The organism is Thermoplasma sp. (genome assembly GCF_008709555.1).
In the GTDB taxonomy this organism is placed as follows: Archaea; Thermoplasmatota; Thermoplasmata; order Thermoplasmatales; family Thermoplasmataceae; genus Thermoplasma.
Genome location: NZ_VYIJ01000023.1, coordinates 231 through 13,722, shown reverse-complemented (window position 1 = coordinate 13,722; position 13,492 = coordinate 231). Strand labels below are relative to the sequence as shown.

At 43.9% G+C, this 13,492-nt stretch carries 12 protein-coding genes; 6 read left to right on the top strand and 6 right to left on the bottom strand.

Annotated features, from left to right (window positions below):
* Positions 1 to 23 precede the first annotated feature (23 nt).
* From F6Q11_RS06905 to F6Q11_RS06885, 5 genes are read left to right on the top strand one after another with little or no spacing between them, the layout of a single operon-like run.
* Positions 24 to 1,397, top strand: coding sequence for a (Fe-S)-binding protein (locus F6Q11_RS06905; RefSeq protein ID WP_297027684.1), 1,374 nt, complete (start codon positions 24 to 26; stop codon positions 1,395 to 1,397).
* 10 nt (positions 1,398 to 1,407) lie between these two features.
* Positions 1,408 to 2,547 carry an NAD(P)/FAD-dependent oxidoreductase gene (locus F6Q11_RS06900; RefSeq protein WP_297027681.1) on the top strand — a complete coding sequence of 380 codons (1,140 nt, stop codon included), beginning with the start codon at positions 1,408 to 1,410 and terminating at the stop codon, positions 2,545 to 2,547.
* 5 nt (positions 2,548 to 2,552) lie between these two features.
* Positions 2,553 to 3,332, top strand: coding sequence for a uroporphyrinogen-III C-methyltransferase (gene cobA / locus F6Q11_RS06895; RefSeq protein WP_297027678.1), 780 nt, complete (start codon positions 2,553 to 2,555; stop codon positions 3,330 to 3,332).
* A complete protein-coding gene (locus F6Q11_RS06890) occupies positions 3,316 to 3,972 on the top strand; it encodes a bifunctional precorrin-2 dehydrogenase/sirohydrochlorin ferrochelatase (protein ID WP_297027675.1) in 657 nt (218 codons plus the stop codon). Before cobA ends, F6Q11_RS06890 begins: the two co-directional genes overlap by 17 nt.
* Complete coding sequence (locus F6Q11_RS06885; protein ID WP_297027671.1) at positions 3,929 to 4,615, top strand: helix-turn-helix domain-containing protein; 687 nt, start codon at positions 3,929 to 3,931, stop codon at positions 4,613 to 4,615. Before F6Q11_RS06890 ends, F6Q11_RS06885 begins: the two co-directional genes overlap by 44 nt.
* A gap of 495 nt (positions 4,616 to 5,110) precedes the next feature.
* Here the strand turns inward: F6Q11_RS06885 and F6Q11_RS06880 are convergent, their stop codons facing one another.
* The 6 genes from F6Q11_RS06880 to F6Q11_RS06855 are packed head-to-tail and all read right to left on the bottom strand — an operon-like array spanning position 5,111 to position 12,313.
* The gene (locus tag F6Q11_RS06880; RefSeq protein ID WP_297027668.1) at positions 5,111 to 7,501 is read right to left on the bottom strand and encodes a plasma-membrane proton-efflux P-type ATPase; all 2,391 of its coding nucleotides are present in this window, start codon (positions 7,499 to 7,501) and stop codon (positions 5,111 to 5,113) included.
* 10 nt (positions 7,502 to 7,511) lie between these two features.
* A complete protein-coding gene (locus F6Q11_RS06875; RefSeq protein WP_297027665.1) occupies positions 7,512 to 7,874 on the bottom strand; it encodes a DUF6955 family protein in 363 nt (120 codons plus the stop codon).
* A 15-nt stretch (positions 7,875 to 7,889) separates the two neighbouring features.
* A complete protein-coding gene (gene sat / locus F6Q11_RS06870) occupies positions 7,890 to 9,224 on the bottom strand; it encodes a sulfate adenylyltransferase (RefSeq protein ID WP_297027662.1) in 1,335 nt (444 codons plus the stop codon).
* Positions 9,225 to 9,229: 5 nt separating this feature from the next.
* On the bottom strand, positions 9,230 to 11,095 hold the full coding sequence (aprA, locus tag F6Q11_RS06865; protein ID WP_297027661.1) for an adenylyl-sulfate reductase subunit alpha: 1,866 nt from the start codon (positions 11,093 to 11,095) through the stop codon (positions 9,230 to 9,232).
* Positions 11,092 to 11,538: an adenylyl-sulfate reductase subunit beta gene (gene aprB, locus F6Q11_RS06860; RefSeq protein ID WP_297027658.1), complete on the bottom strand. Its 447-nt coding sequence runs from the start codon at positions 11,536 to 11,538 to the stop codon at positions 11,092 to 11,094. Before aprB ends, aprA begins: the two co-directional genes overlap by 4 nt.
* A gap of 4 nt (positions 11,539 to 11,542) precedes the next feature.
* Entirely contained in the window at positions 11,543 to 12,313 is a 771-nt protein-coding gene (locus F6Q11_RS06855; RefSeq protein WP_297027655.1) for a hypothetical protein, read from the bottom strand.
* Between the two features lie 324 nt (positions 12,314 to 12,637).
* On the opposite strand from F6Q11_RS06855, the gene F6Q11_RS06850 reads away from it, so the two are divergent.
* Positions 12,638 to 13,390, top strand: coding sequence for an Lrp/AsnC family transcriptional regulator (locus F6Q11_RS06850; RefSeq protein WP_297027652.1), 753 nt, complete (start codon positions 12,638 to 12,640; stop codon positions 13,388 to 13,390).
* Positions 13,391 to 13,492: the final 102 nt, after the last annotated feature.

The window sequence follows — 13,492 nt, the reverse complement described above, 5'->3', positions numbered from 1 at the left end:
GGTGAACCGTTATGTATGAAGATATGAAGAAGATAATACTTGAAAGCCCGAGTGGGAAGGGGGAAGATTGGATATCCAAGAGGAAGGGTCTAGAGTGGTCATACGAATATAAAGAGAGGCCTGCACAGGACAAGACCTTGGAGAAGATAGGATTAAGGAGGATTGAGGACAGGGATAAATTTGTGAAAGGATTCAAGGAGATTGCAAAGTCCAGAGCTATGATAAACTTCATGGAAAGCTGCACCCATTGTGGCATCTGCTTGGACAAATGCCATATGTTTATCTCGACCGCCGATGTCAACAATTCTCCTGTTGGCAGGGCGGAAATTTCGAGAAAGATGTACAAGAAGGGAAATTCCCTCTCTGCATCAGATGTAGATCTGAACAAAATATACGCCTACTATTATCAGTGCACAGAATGCAGGAGATGTTCAGTATTTTGCCCACAAGGTATAGATCAGTCGGAGATAACCAGGAATGTTCGTGAGATCATGACAGAAATGGGCATAATGCCAGACTATCTTGCATCAACCATGGCGCAGGTCGTCAAAACAGGCAACAATCTTGGACTTACACCTTCTGGGATAAAGTCCGTAGTTGAATTCATAGAAGACGAAATGAATGAGGAAACCGGCAAGGATATCAAAATACCCGTAGATAAGCCTAAAGCGGATATCCTAATGATACCATCCTCCGCTGATCTCTATGTGAATATAGATACGCTGAAGGGTTATGCCAAGGTTCTCGACACGCTAAAAAAGGATTGGACCATATCTACACATACAACGGAAGCCGCTGACTTTGGCCTTTTTGCTTCGGAGAGATATTTAAAAGATTTTGGTGATCGCGTCGTTGAAGAGGCCCTCAGCCGCGGCTCAAAGCTGGTAATATGGGGAGAATGTGGCCATGGATGGAGGACCGCGAATAATTATGTCAGGTTCAAGCTTGCAGAATACGGCATTGAACTGATACACATACACCAGTACACGCTTAACGCGATGAGACGAGGTGATCTCAGATTCGATAAGAATGCTAACGATGATCTGTACACATACCATGATCCATGCAATTACGCCCGAGGAGGAAATCTCGTCAATGAGCCAAGGGAACTACTAAAGGCAGTAGTGAGAGAAACTGTTGAGGCTCAGTATGCCAAGGAAAAAACCTTCTGCTGTGGAGCTGGTGCAGGATTACTGGCTGATGAGGCTACCTGGAACGAATTCAGGGCATGGGCCGGTTGGCCTGCACTCTATTATTCATGGAAGACCGGCGCAGAGAACATGGTGTCTCCATGCGCTATAGATAAGGCTCAGTTCCCGTTCCTCATTGATTATCATAAGGTCAAAATGCACAACTCTGGCCTAATGGATCTTGTGGGAAAGGCGCTTGAGATATGAGGTGAGAGGAATGAGTGCTAAGAGATTAATTATACTGGGTGATGGTTCTGCTGGAACCATAATGGCCAATATGGCAAGAAGATGGACGAGGAGAAGCGAACTTGACATAACGGTCATTGGCAATAGTCTGCTGCACTACTATAAACCTGACGGCATATTCATTGCCACAGGTCTGATGGAACCCACGATAGCGGTGAAGAATGAGGAGTTTCTCCTCAATTATGGTATAAATTATGTCAAGGATACGGTTGTGAAGGTCAACCCAGAGAACAGGAGCGTTCTAACCGAAAAGAGTGGAGAATTCACCTACGACTATCTCGTTATTGCCACGGGTGATAGATATACACCGGAGGATCTCCCGGGTTACGATGATAGAGTAGCGCACTATTATGATCTCAAACATGCAATGTCATTAAGAGATACGCTGATGAAGTTCAAGAAAGGTAGGATAGTAGTTGGCCGATCAATGGAGCCCATACAGTGTCCACCGTCTCCCATAGAAATATCACTCTTATTAGACCATCTTTACAGGTCCATGGGAATCAGGAAGGATATTGAAATTACGTACCTTTACACTGGACCTGGAGTTTTCTCCATTGAAACTTTATCAAAGATGGTTGAGGGAATGTTCAGAGAAAAAAACATTGATTACATTGAAAACTTCAACATTGAGTCTATAGATCACACAAACAATACGCTTATAGGATACGACGGTAGCAAGGTCAAGTTTGATCTCCTCATACTCGTTCCACCTCACAGAGGACAGGCTTTTCTGACCGAATCTGGACTTGCAGATGAATTCGGATATGTTGATGTCGATCAGCAATATCTCAACTATCGCAACTACGACGATCTGTTTGTCATAGGAGATGCAACAAACCTGTCGCTGACAAAAGCCGGATCAGTAGGGCATCTTCAGGCAAAGTATCTTTCAAGAAGGATAGCGGATGAGATCCATGGCTGTTATTCTGATGAGAGATACGATGGTTTCGTTGAATGCATAATTGAAACGGGTTTCGGAAAGGCAGTGACCCTATACTATTCACATCAGAAACCTCCTCGAGTAAACTTCGTAAGCTCAACCGACCATTTTTTAAAGTATGGATCAACTGAGACATACTTCGGAAGCATGCTGAGGGGGATGGTATGACACAAATGCCTGAAGGACATGTCTATCTCATAGGTGCAGGTCCTGGAGATCCAGATCTGCTTACTGTTAAGGCGATGAAAGCTCTGTCGATCTCAGACATTGTTATGTATGATAGGCTCGTTAGCAATGATATCTTGAATCTCCTTAGGAACAAGGAACTCATCCCAGTTGGCAAGGAGCATGGCAAAAATCCTGAAATAGCGCAGAATGAGATAAACTGGATGATGCTTGATTATGCGCTGCGGGGATACACTGTTGCAAGGCTTAAATGCGGAGATCCAATGATATTCGGGAGAGGTGGCGAAGAGGCCGCATTTCTAGTATCCCATGGCATCAGCGTCGAGATAGTGCCGGGTCTGACGAGCGCAATATCCCTTGCCGAGATGGTTGGTGTTCCATTGACCCATCGTGGTATATCATCAAGCCTAACTATAATAAGCGGACACAGGGCCGGAAATAATGACTATGACTGGAGATCCATTGTGAACCTTGGAGGGACGCTCGTAATTCTCATGAGCGCGGACACCATAGGGAGGGTCTCAAATTCACTCATCGACGCCGGTATGCCAGGTGATATGCCTGTATGCATGGTAATCAATGGTTCGACGCCCATGCAACGAGTCTTATTCTGCAGGCTATCAGAATGTGAAATGGTTCAAAGAGAACTAAATGGTCCCACGACAATAATAATAGGCAAAGTCGTTGATATGGCCGAAAAGGTTCAAAATATAACCAATCCTGGTGAAGTGTACGGCATTCATTCCACTGATGCTCAATACCGATGACCGTTATGTGCTCATAATCGGCGGAGGAAACGTCGGCCTCAGGAAGGCGACAAAACTGCTTGAAACTGGATGCAAGATAACGGTTGTATCTGAAAGGTTTGTTGAGGGTTTCAGGCATCTGAATGCACGTCTTATCGAGAGAAAGATAGAGCGTCCGGAAGATATAATGGATCTCTTTGCAGAATCTAGCATGACTGTGATCGCTCTTGACGACAGGAATTTAGCTGAGACTATCGCGGCATATTGTAGTAGCAATCGTATTCTATATAATCGTGTTGACGTAATAGACAGCCCGATCATTTTTCCAGCGTTCATAAAAAAGGATGATCTTGTCATTTCAGTTTCAACCTCTGGTGCCTCACCTTCCCTAGCAAGTTATGTGCTTAGCAGGATATCGGTAAATATAGATGTCTATGCTAGAGCTGCCAAGGTTCTCGGGGCATTCAGGAAACGTATCTTGGATATGACACAGGAAGAGAAGAAAGATCTATTCGAATCCATTCTAAATAATGATGAATTCTGGCAGACCGTAGAAACCGGAAGCCTTAGAGATGCATTTATCTATATAAGCAGAATTATTGAGAAGAGTGATATGCATGAGCGGGTGGGAGAGGGGAGACATGAGGCTGAAACACAATAGACCGATTGTGGCCAAGATATCGCTACGAAGGGATGACTGTATTCTTACGAAAGAGCTATCTGGTTTCGAACCATCAGCGATAATAGAGCGTCTCCGGATCGGCCAAGAAAGGACCATACACAGAGTCACAGTACCAAAGGACAAGCTCCAAGCTGTGCGCCAGTACCTAACGGGTAAGGGCATGCTGGTATATGTTGACACCAATAATTCCTTGTGGGTGGAAGCAAAAAGCTGTGCTGTTTGCAGGTTCTTCTCCTTATGTGACAGCGTGATACTCGGATCGAAGAGTGGAGGAAGGGATGCCCTGGAACTGACCATCATGACTAAGAATATGCCCAGGCTCAGGGATATCATAAAAAAACTCGATGAAGAGGGTCTGGATCCGGCTCTTGAAAGCGTTTCGAACGGTGGTACACTAAATCTGACACAACGTGAAAGGGATATTCTAAAGATGGCCTATTATCTGGGGTATTTCGATGATCATAGGAACGTGAAGCTTTCGGAGATCAGCAAGATGACCGGGGTATCGACTGCGTCATTGTCAGAAATAATAAGGAGAGGGACCAGAAAGATCTTCAAGTATTACATCGAATACATGATGATGGAAGATTCTACTGGCCTCTGCAGTTTTGATGAAAAATGATCTATCCTCATGAGCAAGATTGCCAGGACTCCTCGCTATTTCATAGATCTGGCCCACCTGTGGTGAAATAACCCACATGGATCGGCGATATGCTATGGGATATAACAGATTGCGATGACGCAACCTCTATCAGCCCAATGTGAAGAATGCTTATCGCAACATTGGTATGCATGCTCAGATGGTCTCAAATAGCGCCTCGCTTAAAGTACTCTAGACGTACTACTGATCTCTGTGATCTGTCCAGAGTTTAAATTTGCTAGTTTTTTGCCAGAAAATGCTTTGCCAGCATATATATACGATGTATTGGCGAAAAATTCCCAGCAAGATGATTCATAGGAGATAAGCCCACGATATCAAAAGTTTGCTTATCGCAATTTATATCTTTATCATCAGGTACAAATATCATTCAAAAATATTTTGACGAAGAGGATGTCGCTTTTGAAGATGTGATGACCTGATTTTCAAGCCCCTGCATCTTTAACTCATAAAAATGATTTATCTTCTTATTCCAATCCTCCCCAGAAGAACCTTTATGCCATCGTTAATAACAAGCATAACGAATGCTGCATATGCTATTATGAAACCAACTATATCTATTGGTATTCTAGGTATTAGTCCAAACCCAAACGAGGAGATCACTGATACTATAGCGAAGTCGGCTATTATGGCCATGAGAAGGGTATTGCTAGGTCTGGAACTCCAGAAATGAGATCTCTCTCTAACCAATATAGGTATCAGTAGCCCGAAGAACATTATTGCGGTGAAGAAGTACGTTGTTATTGCAGGTGAACCTGGCGATATTCCGAAATACTTAGTTCCTATGAAGTATAGCACAAAGAGCTCCAGTATCGTGAATATTCCAAGAGAAACACTGAGCTTTACCAGCGAGGAAATGTTCCATACCTCTGGTGTTTGTGACCCACGTTCGTTGTCTGTTGACAGCGATATCGTCACAAAGTCTATTAGGAACAGAAAGAGAACCACATCCATTGCAGATAGAACGTAATGGCTTGTTATCAGAAACGCCAGTGTTGAGAATACGGCAATTTCTATTGTCTTCACTATCTTGTTCAGAATCCATGTGTTTATCCTCTGAAACACACTCCTTCCAGTAAGCACTAGATTCACTATGGCACCAAGTCCCTCGTTTGTCAGTACCACGCCAGCTGCGCCTTTCGCAACATCGGTTGCATCGCTGACCGCTATACCCACCTCAGCCTGCTTAAGGGCTGGAGAATCGTTTATTCCATCCCCAGTCATTCCCACTATGTGCTTTTTCGCCTGAAGGCTCTTGACTATGGCGTACTTCTGTTCAGGGTAAATTTCAGCAAATCCGTCAGACTCTTCAGCTAGTTTTGCCGCCTCTTCAGGTGAAGTTTCAAAGCTTTTTGCCACATCACCAGCAGGTATGATTCTGTTCCCTAGTCCAATACGCTTTGCTATTTCCTTAGCAATGGGAATCGCATCTCCTGTAAGCATCTTTACCTTGACGCCATATTCACGGAGTTTCTCTATCAGGTCTTTGGTATCAGGTCTCGGCTCATCGTAAAGAGCAACTATACCCAGAAGATCATAAGGCCTCCCATCCACTGATCTTCCAACTGCAAGTGCCCTGTATCCTTTCTTCGCAAGGTCATCTATCTTAGATCTCATAGTTTCATTTAGCAGTGTTCCAGACAGAGAGCATAGGGTGTTTATTGCTCCTTTCACCGCCACTATTTGTTCACCCTCACATATCGCGTGGGCCTCAGTCCTGCGAGTTGAAGGATCGAACGGAATGAACTTCTGCACGCTGAACTTGCTCAGGTCTATGCTCTTCCGTTTCGCCGACTCTATGAATGCCAGATCTATTGGGTCACGGTTGGCTTCCTGCGAGGCCAGAGCACCACATAAGAGTATCTCCTCCTCTGTATGCTCACCCACAGGTATGACCTCCGTAATTACTAACTTGTTCCTCGTCAATGTACCTGTTTTGTCCGCGCACAGAACTTCCATTGAAGCAACGTCTTCAATTGCACTGAGGCGGGTCAGAAGTGCACCGTTTTTAGCCATCTCCAGAGAGCCATATGCCATACTAACGGTGAACATGGCTGGAAGAGCGACAGGTACAGCAAATACGATGAGCATAAGTGCAAATGGTATAATGGGTATTATAGATAGCCCGCGGAGGTACGTGAATATCAGCATAGCAGCTATCAGCGTTATAACAATGTAAAGCAATACCTGTATTATCCTACCTATAATCTCCTCCATGTGAAGCTTAGGTCGAGCGGTCTGTACCAACTCCACAGTTTTTCCAAAATATGTCTTCAGGCCAGTGGCAACCACACAACAGGTTGCCTCTCCTCTTCTTATCATTGAACCAGAATAAACAAGATCCATTCTAGACTTCTTCACAGGCATTGACTCTCCCGTAAGAGCGGACTGATCGACTTCCATGTCAGAGGTATCCACGACCCTAAGGTCTGCAGGGACAAAGTCTCCAGCGCGAATCCTCACAATATCTCCTGGGACTATCTCTCTTGCAGGAATTACTGTCCAATTGCCATCCCTGAGAACCCTAGCCTGAACCTGGAGCTTCTGTTTCAGCAACTCAACTGCTCTAGATGCCCGTTCCTCCTGAACAAGTGCTATGATAGCGTTAACTATGAGTAGGGCCACAATTATATAGCAATCCAGGTATCTGCCTATAATGTATGTGAATATGGCTGTTGCCTCAAGGATCCATGGCGTCAGACCCCAAAATTTCTTGGCGATCTTCTTTGCAAGGCTTTCCCTGTGTTCTGGAACCTCGTTATATCCGTATTCCTTTAGCCTTTTATTAACTTCATCTATTGAAAGCCCCTGGGTGAGATCGGTCTGAAATTCTAAAGGTTTATTTTCCATAGAAGGTCATTCACTTCAACTTTATGTTAGGTACTGGAAGCTTTTCGTCTTCCATAGCGGCTTTCTCTTTTATCATTTGCAACCTGTCCGGCTTGAGCACCATATCGATAGCCTCTGAAAAATCTCCGCTCTCAGCTAGCGCGTTGAAAAGTTCCTGCTTAAAGCTCACTGGAAGCTCCTCTATGTAGCCCATGGAATCAATCCTTGATCTCGGAAACATCTTTAGTATGAAGTCGGCCCTCTTATCGTCCACATCAATATCTATTCCCCTTAGGCAACCCGCGTATATCCCCTTTGCATAGCTTTCCAGCTTTGTGCCTTTTATCCTAGCCATTCTCTTATCATCAAGTATTATCAATATTCTGTATGACATTGCCCTCACCTCTTCTCAAAAGTATACCTCCAGTTCCTCTTCTTTTCTCTCCAGGTACCTCCTGTTTACAAACGGATAGTCGTATTTTGCCCACCATTTTAGGATAACATCGTACACCTCATTCCTGAATATAGCGTCCGGCGGCGTTATCCCTTCAGCTATTATGCCCCTTATGAAGCTGCCACTAAACTTCTCGGCCTCTTTATGGCCGCAAGTATCTGCATAAACCATTCCACCACATATCGGACAGTATACGAATTCGCCAACGTTGACTGGTCTGATTGAGAGCCCCTTATCCACGTTCAGGGGGGAATCTGGAAAACCGTAACTCGGAAGTCCTTTTGTCCAGAGTTTTTGCGTTGCATACGGATCAAAATAGTCTCCAACCGAAGCGTGATCTCTGCCGAACATATGATGAGTGCACCCCATGTTCTGTCTTATTATACCATGCAGAAGGGATTCCAATGGGCTTCCGTAACGCATATCCCATAGGGTGAATGAGACCATGTGTCTCTTCTGTGATATGTATCCATATTTCTCCAACGCCTCATGACCCTCTAGAATTGCTTCATCTACGAAATCCCCCATCCTTTTGGAACCAATTATTGCGTTGACAAGAATTGCGTTACATGGCTCTATATCGCCGCAGAATGATGCTTCCTTCATCAGTTCCTCATGGCCACGGTGAGGAACGTTCCTCGTCTGGTGTGCTATGACCGTCCTCCAATTTCTCTCCTTAAATATTCTTCTTGACTCTGCCGGTGTTATCCAGAACCTGTTGTAGGGATCTCTGAACTTCGGTTCGTTGATTATCTTCACCTTTCCGGCGATGGCTCTGTTTTTCATGTTCCTGTAGATCTGCCAACCTGGATGCTTCTGATCCAATGCCTTCCTGAGAACTTCTCCATTTCTTTCAGGTGTTCCGAATGCGCGTGCAGCCAGATCCTTGGAATCGACGTCCCATATCTCCTCTATGTCAATGTATGCAAACGGATGACCTTTGAGGTTCAGCTGCACCCTGTCGCCTTCCTTTAACGATTTTTCCCTGATCTCTTCCTCAGACACATCGTATATTATTGGTAACGGGAATATCCAGCCCTCAGGGAGCCTTCTTTCGGAGATCACACTTTCAACGTCCTCTCTGGTCATGAACCGATCCAGAGGACTGAAGAATCCGTAGGCAATGGACATTATCTCTCTGTAAGCATTTCTGATCGGTATTCCAGTCGCCATGTCGATGGTTGAATTGATATCCAGACTTGGACAGCCTGCACATTCCTCTTTATTATTGGAAACAGCTTCTACAAGTCTGCCTCCATACGGTTTTGGCATCTCCAATATAAACTCCATATTATTCACCCCACAATTTCAAGAACCGGTACTTTCCAGACTTCCCATCTCTTCTCATGCTTGTTGTAACGTGAGTTCACGTATACTTTCCAGTTCTGATCATCAAGTTTTGGATAGTCTGACCGCAGATAGTATCCTGGCCATCTCGACTCTTTTCTGAACATCATATGCTGCATCACCGATTCAGCCGTCAGTATGCGGTGATAGAGTTCCCATATGCGGAGAAGCTCGTGGTAGCTCTTCGCTGCCGAATATTTCTCAAAGTCATCAGCCAGATACAAAATAAGCCTGTACCCGGTATTTAGGAGCCCTTCATTTGTTTCATAGAAAGAACCCCAACCCGCCGCATATTCATCCATGATTTTTTGCAGCCTGACTATTCCCTGTTTCCAGAACAGAAGCGAAGAGTATACATCACCCCCAGTAACCGTGTCCCGGAATTTCTCATAGCGGTTGATTGGAGAATATATCAAATCATGCAGGTCTTCGATTGTAGACTTATCCACTGAGCCCTTAGAACCGCCAGTATCCTGTATGTATCTAGCAGCGGATTTCCCCGCTATCCTCCCCTCTGTGAATGAACCGGATGAGAACTTATGAGCCGTTGCACCGCATGCATCTCCGCAGAGGAATACTCCATCGATCGTAGACATCCTGTTATAACCCCAGAAATACAGCTTTCCACGATCGTTTTCTCCCCTAGGGTTATGATCCTTGGATATATCCTCTGGACCGCTCGCCCATGCACCATTTTCTGTAGCGTGCGATCCCATAACATATGGCTCCGAGGGTAGTATCTCAGACGGCATCTTCGTAGGATCTATATTCTGTGCAGCCCAAACTAGGGCCTGGCTTATCGTCATATCCAGAAAGTCCTCCCAGCCAACCTCCTCGTTTTTTTCGGTTAGTACCTCCTCTGTATGCATGTATATGGGGCCATGCCCAAGCTTCATCTCACTCAGCACAGCATATACGCGTAAATTTGTTGGTGTAGGTATTGCGTCTGCATAACCTCCCATTCCATTGAAGTCTCTCTTGATCTCGTCCTTATGCAGACCGAAACAGTCCTTGTTCTCTGCGTTTGTCTGGCGTGCCTTCAGTAACAACTGCCAGGCACCCACTGGTCCATATCCATCCTTATACCTTGGTACAGTAAATCTTGCCTCCATCATGGTCATAACTGCTCCGGCATCTATGAGAAGTCCATACGCAGAACCACTGGCCCACGGAGGATACCAGGTTCTTCCCATCCCTTCTCCTGTTGATCTGGGGCGATAGATTTGAGAAGCCCCACCAGCAGCGACCACCACAGCCTTTGCGATGAATACATAGAATGTTCCGTCTCTTACATTGAATCCAACTGCACCACAGCCTTTTCCGTCGCCATCTCTGAGAATATGTGTTATGGCTACCCTGTTATAGACCTCATCAGCTGCGCTCCTAGCCGCCTCAGCAACGATGCTTTTGTATGACTCCCCATTGATCATTACCTGCCATCTGCCTTCTCTCACGTATCTTTCGGGCTGATTTTTGTCATGCCATATAGGAAGGCCCCATTCTTCAAACATGTGAACAGTACCATCTACATGCCTCCCTATATCATAGACAAGGTCCTCGCGTACTACGCCCATAAGATCGTTCTTGACGTACTTTACGTATTCTTCAACGGTGTTTTCCCCGTTCTTGAGGCCAAGATATGTATTTATGGCCGAGAGCCCCATCGCCACTGCTCCACTCCTATCTATGTTGGCTTTATCTACTATAATTATCTTTGAAGAAGGGAGCCATCTCCTTGCTTCCCATGCAGCTCCACAGCCGGACATCCCTCCTCCGATTATGAGAATATCGCAATTTATAGTTCTAGATCTCATTTTGACACCTCCCTTGGTGCAGAAGGAACCTTAAGATCCTTAATCCCTATGATATCTGGCTCATCGGACAGAAATTCTGACCTTAGCTGAGCCGGATCTGCTGCTTTTGGTCGCTTTATACTGCCCCAAGGCTTTGTCCGTATTGGAAATGAAAATTCCTTGATCTTCCCATTTCTATACTTTATCCTCCAGAATACCATGTTTCTCTTCTCATCCCTGAGCACATCGATTGCAGCACCCATTGGCACAAAGTCAGCATAACCGCGTACCTCTATGGCAGATCTGTTGCACACCTTGACACAATTGAGGCATTCCCAGCAACCCTCTGGCTCTATGTTGTATGGCTTCCTATTCTTTGGATTGAAATGCATTAGATCATTTGGGCATATATCCACACAGTCTCCACACCCAACACATCTTGAAGTATAAACAAATGTTGGCATAACATCACCTCTCAGTTTTTACCTCTGTTCCTGGGATTTTTGGTAGCCTACCAAGCCTTCTTCCTGTCCTTTCCCAAAAATTCCATATTATCTGATATAGCACATGTGATGCCTTTGTGTAGGGCATTGATGCAAAGAGCGATATCACGAAGGCCATGTGTATCCAGAACGCTATGACTATAAAGAGATGTGATCCTATATACTCGGATATTTCAAGCAAAAATCCCGAGAGAACAGAGAGGATAAGCAGCAATATGAATGTGTCTGCAGTTGTAATACGCCTGGAGATTTCACCTCTGAATCTATAAGGAATGTATATAGAAAGCCCTATCAATACAAGCAAGCCCCCAGTTATCCCAAGCCCAATTTCTACGAACCTGCCCATCGAACCCAGTTTTTCCGCTGGTATGAAAGAGTAAACCGATATCCATTTATCGAAAACAAATCCCGTGATTGTCGATAGTATTAGAAGTATGAAGCCATAAAATATGAGAAAATGCGCTATCCTCTTGACATGCGTTTTGCGCTCGTAATAGGCCGCAAAATGACATTCTTTGAGCGGCGTTGAATAGAATGCATCACCGAATACAGCTTCTATCAGTCCCATGATATACGCCCTGAATTTTCCCTGCTTCTTCACAGGTCCCCTGAATGGGTAAACGTTCTTTGAGCCAAGTGCTCCCCTCCAGATTTCCACGATAAAACCTATGATCATCACAACCACAACAGCTATGGATCCATAATCTATCCAGTGATAAGGCACCGGTATCCACATATTTATCAGCCTAAAATTCTTGAGAAAAATATAATACAGTATGCTTATACGTTAATATTTATTGTTTATTATCACAATATTTGGAAATTTTCTGATTGTTTGAATTTTTATCTATTTGAATATTAATATTTAACTACGAATATTTATAATAATATTATCATTTACAACAATAAAATTTTATTATATAACTAAATTATATAATATATAATTAGATGATTGATGATATTAGGATAGATCTGTGACATTTATTGAATCCTTTACATTCTTATTTATACGTAAATATTCACATATTAAACCAGATATTGTATTGATGACCATGTGAAGATGATGAAATCCATTAAGGGCGTTAAAAATACAAGAAATACTTTACATAGAGAGCACTCTTCTGATGAATATTCAGGGCAAAGAACTACGCCTATCAATGCAAAAGATGAGGTTAATATCGATGATCTTCCCCTGCCAAAAACAGAGAAAAAATCACGTCGTAAGGTACCATCAGATGGGACATACAAAGAAGCAAATGGTATTTCTATGGAGCCTGCAGCTGGAGGTGCAGACGTCGGTAGAAAAAAAAGGAGAAGTAGAAGGTCTGGCTATCACATTAAAAGGTTTGCCTTTTTAGGCAATCAGTCGCGTATATCGCCTCTGGACAACAAGATCTTGGAAATCCTAAGGAATGACTGTCGGATAGAAATTGGCAAATTGTCCATCATGCTTGGTGTCACTCCTTCAACCATAAAAAGACACATAGATTGGCTCAGATCAAAGAAACTGATAATCGGGTTCACCACTTTACTGAATCCAAACCTGTTCCATTCGGCCATAAGGTGTTTCATTGTAATAAGATTCAGAAATAAGGTATCAGAAAGCACCATCAAAAGGATAGACAGTTTAAATTATGCAGGATCGTTCTACAGGTTATGCGAGAGTAATGCTCTTTTAATTGATACGGTATCTCAGAATCTAGAAGATCTGGAATATCTAGAGGATAAAATCTCGCGGATGAAAGATGTAGTCAAAGTGGAAAGTATACTCACCAGCAAGTCTTATAAAAAGAATCCTTGGTACTGCGCCTAGTCTTTCTATACTGATTATCAAAGGAGGTTTTCCCAAAACCATCAATTTCAGAATGGATTGCCTTAGGGACCGTAATATTTCATTAAAAATTCATTGAAATTA

What these genes read in the sequence shown, in the direction of transcription:
- F6Q11_RS06905 (WP_297027684.1), top strand. Translation starts at nt 24, where the DNA reads ATGAAGAAGATAATACTTGAAAGCCCGAGTGGGAAGGGGGAAGATTGG.
- F6Q11_RS06900 (WP_297027681.1), top strand. Translation starts at nt 1,408, where the DNA reads ATGAGTGCTAAGAGATTAATTATACTGGGTGATGGTTCTGCTGGAACC.
- cobA (WP_297027678.1), top strand. Translation starts at nt 2,553, where the DNA reads ATGCCTGAAGGACATGTCTATCTCATAGGTGCAGGTCCTGGAGATCCA.
- F6Q11_RS06890 (WP_297027675.1), top strand. Translation starts at nt 3,316, where the DNA reads ATGCTCAATACCGATGACCGTTATGTGCTCATAATCGGCGGAGGAAAC.
- F6Q11_RS06885 (WP_297027671.1), top strand. Translation starts at nt 3,929, where the DNA reads ATGAGCGGGTGGGAGAGGGGAGACATGAGGCTGAAACACAATAGACCG.
- F6Q11_RS06880 (WP_297027668.1), bottom strand. Translation starts at nt 7,501, where the DNA reads ATGGAAAATAAACCTTTAGAATTTCAGACCGATCTCACCCAGGGGCTT.
- F6Q11_RS06875 (WP_297027665.1), bottom strand. Translation starts at nt 7,874, where the DNA reads ATGTCATACAGAATATTGATAATACTTGATGATAAGAGAATGGCTAGG.
- sat (WP_297027662.1), bottom strand. Translation starts at nt 9,224, where the DNA reads ATGGAGTTTATATTGGAGATGCCAAAACCGTATGGAGGCAGACTTGTA.
- aprA (WP_297027661.1), bottom strand. Translation starts at nt 11,095, where the DNA reads ATGAGATCTAGAACTATAAATTGCGATATTCTCATAATCGGAGGAGGG.
- aprB (WP_297027658.1), bottom strand. Translation starts at nt 11,538, where the DNA reads ATGCCAACATTTGTTTATACTTCAAGATGTGTTGGGTGTGGAGACTGT.
- F6Q11_RS06855 (WP_297027655.1), bottom strand. Translation starts at nt 12,313, where the DNA reads ATGTGGATACCGGTGCCTTATCACTGGATAGATTATGGATCCATAGCT.
- F6Q11_RS06850 (WP_297027652.1), top strand. Translation starts at nt 12,638, where the DNA reads ATGATGAAATCCATTAAGGGCGTTAAAAATACAAGAAATACTTTACAT.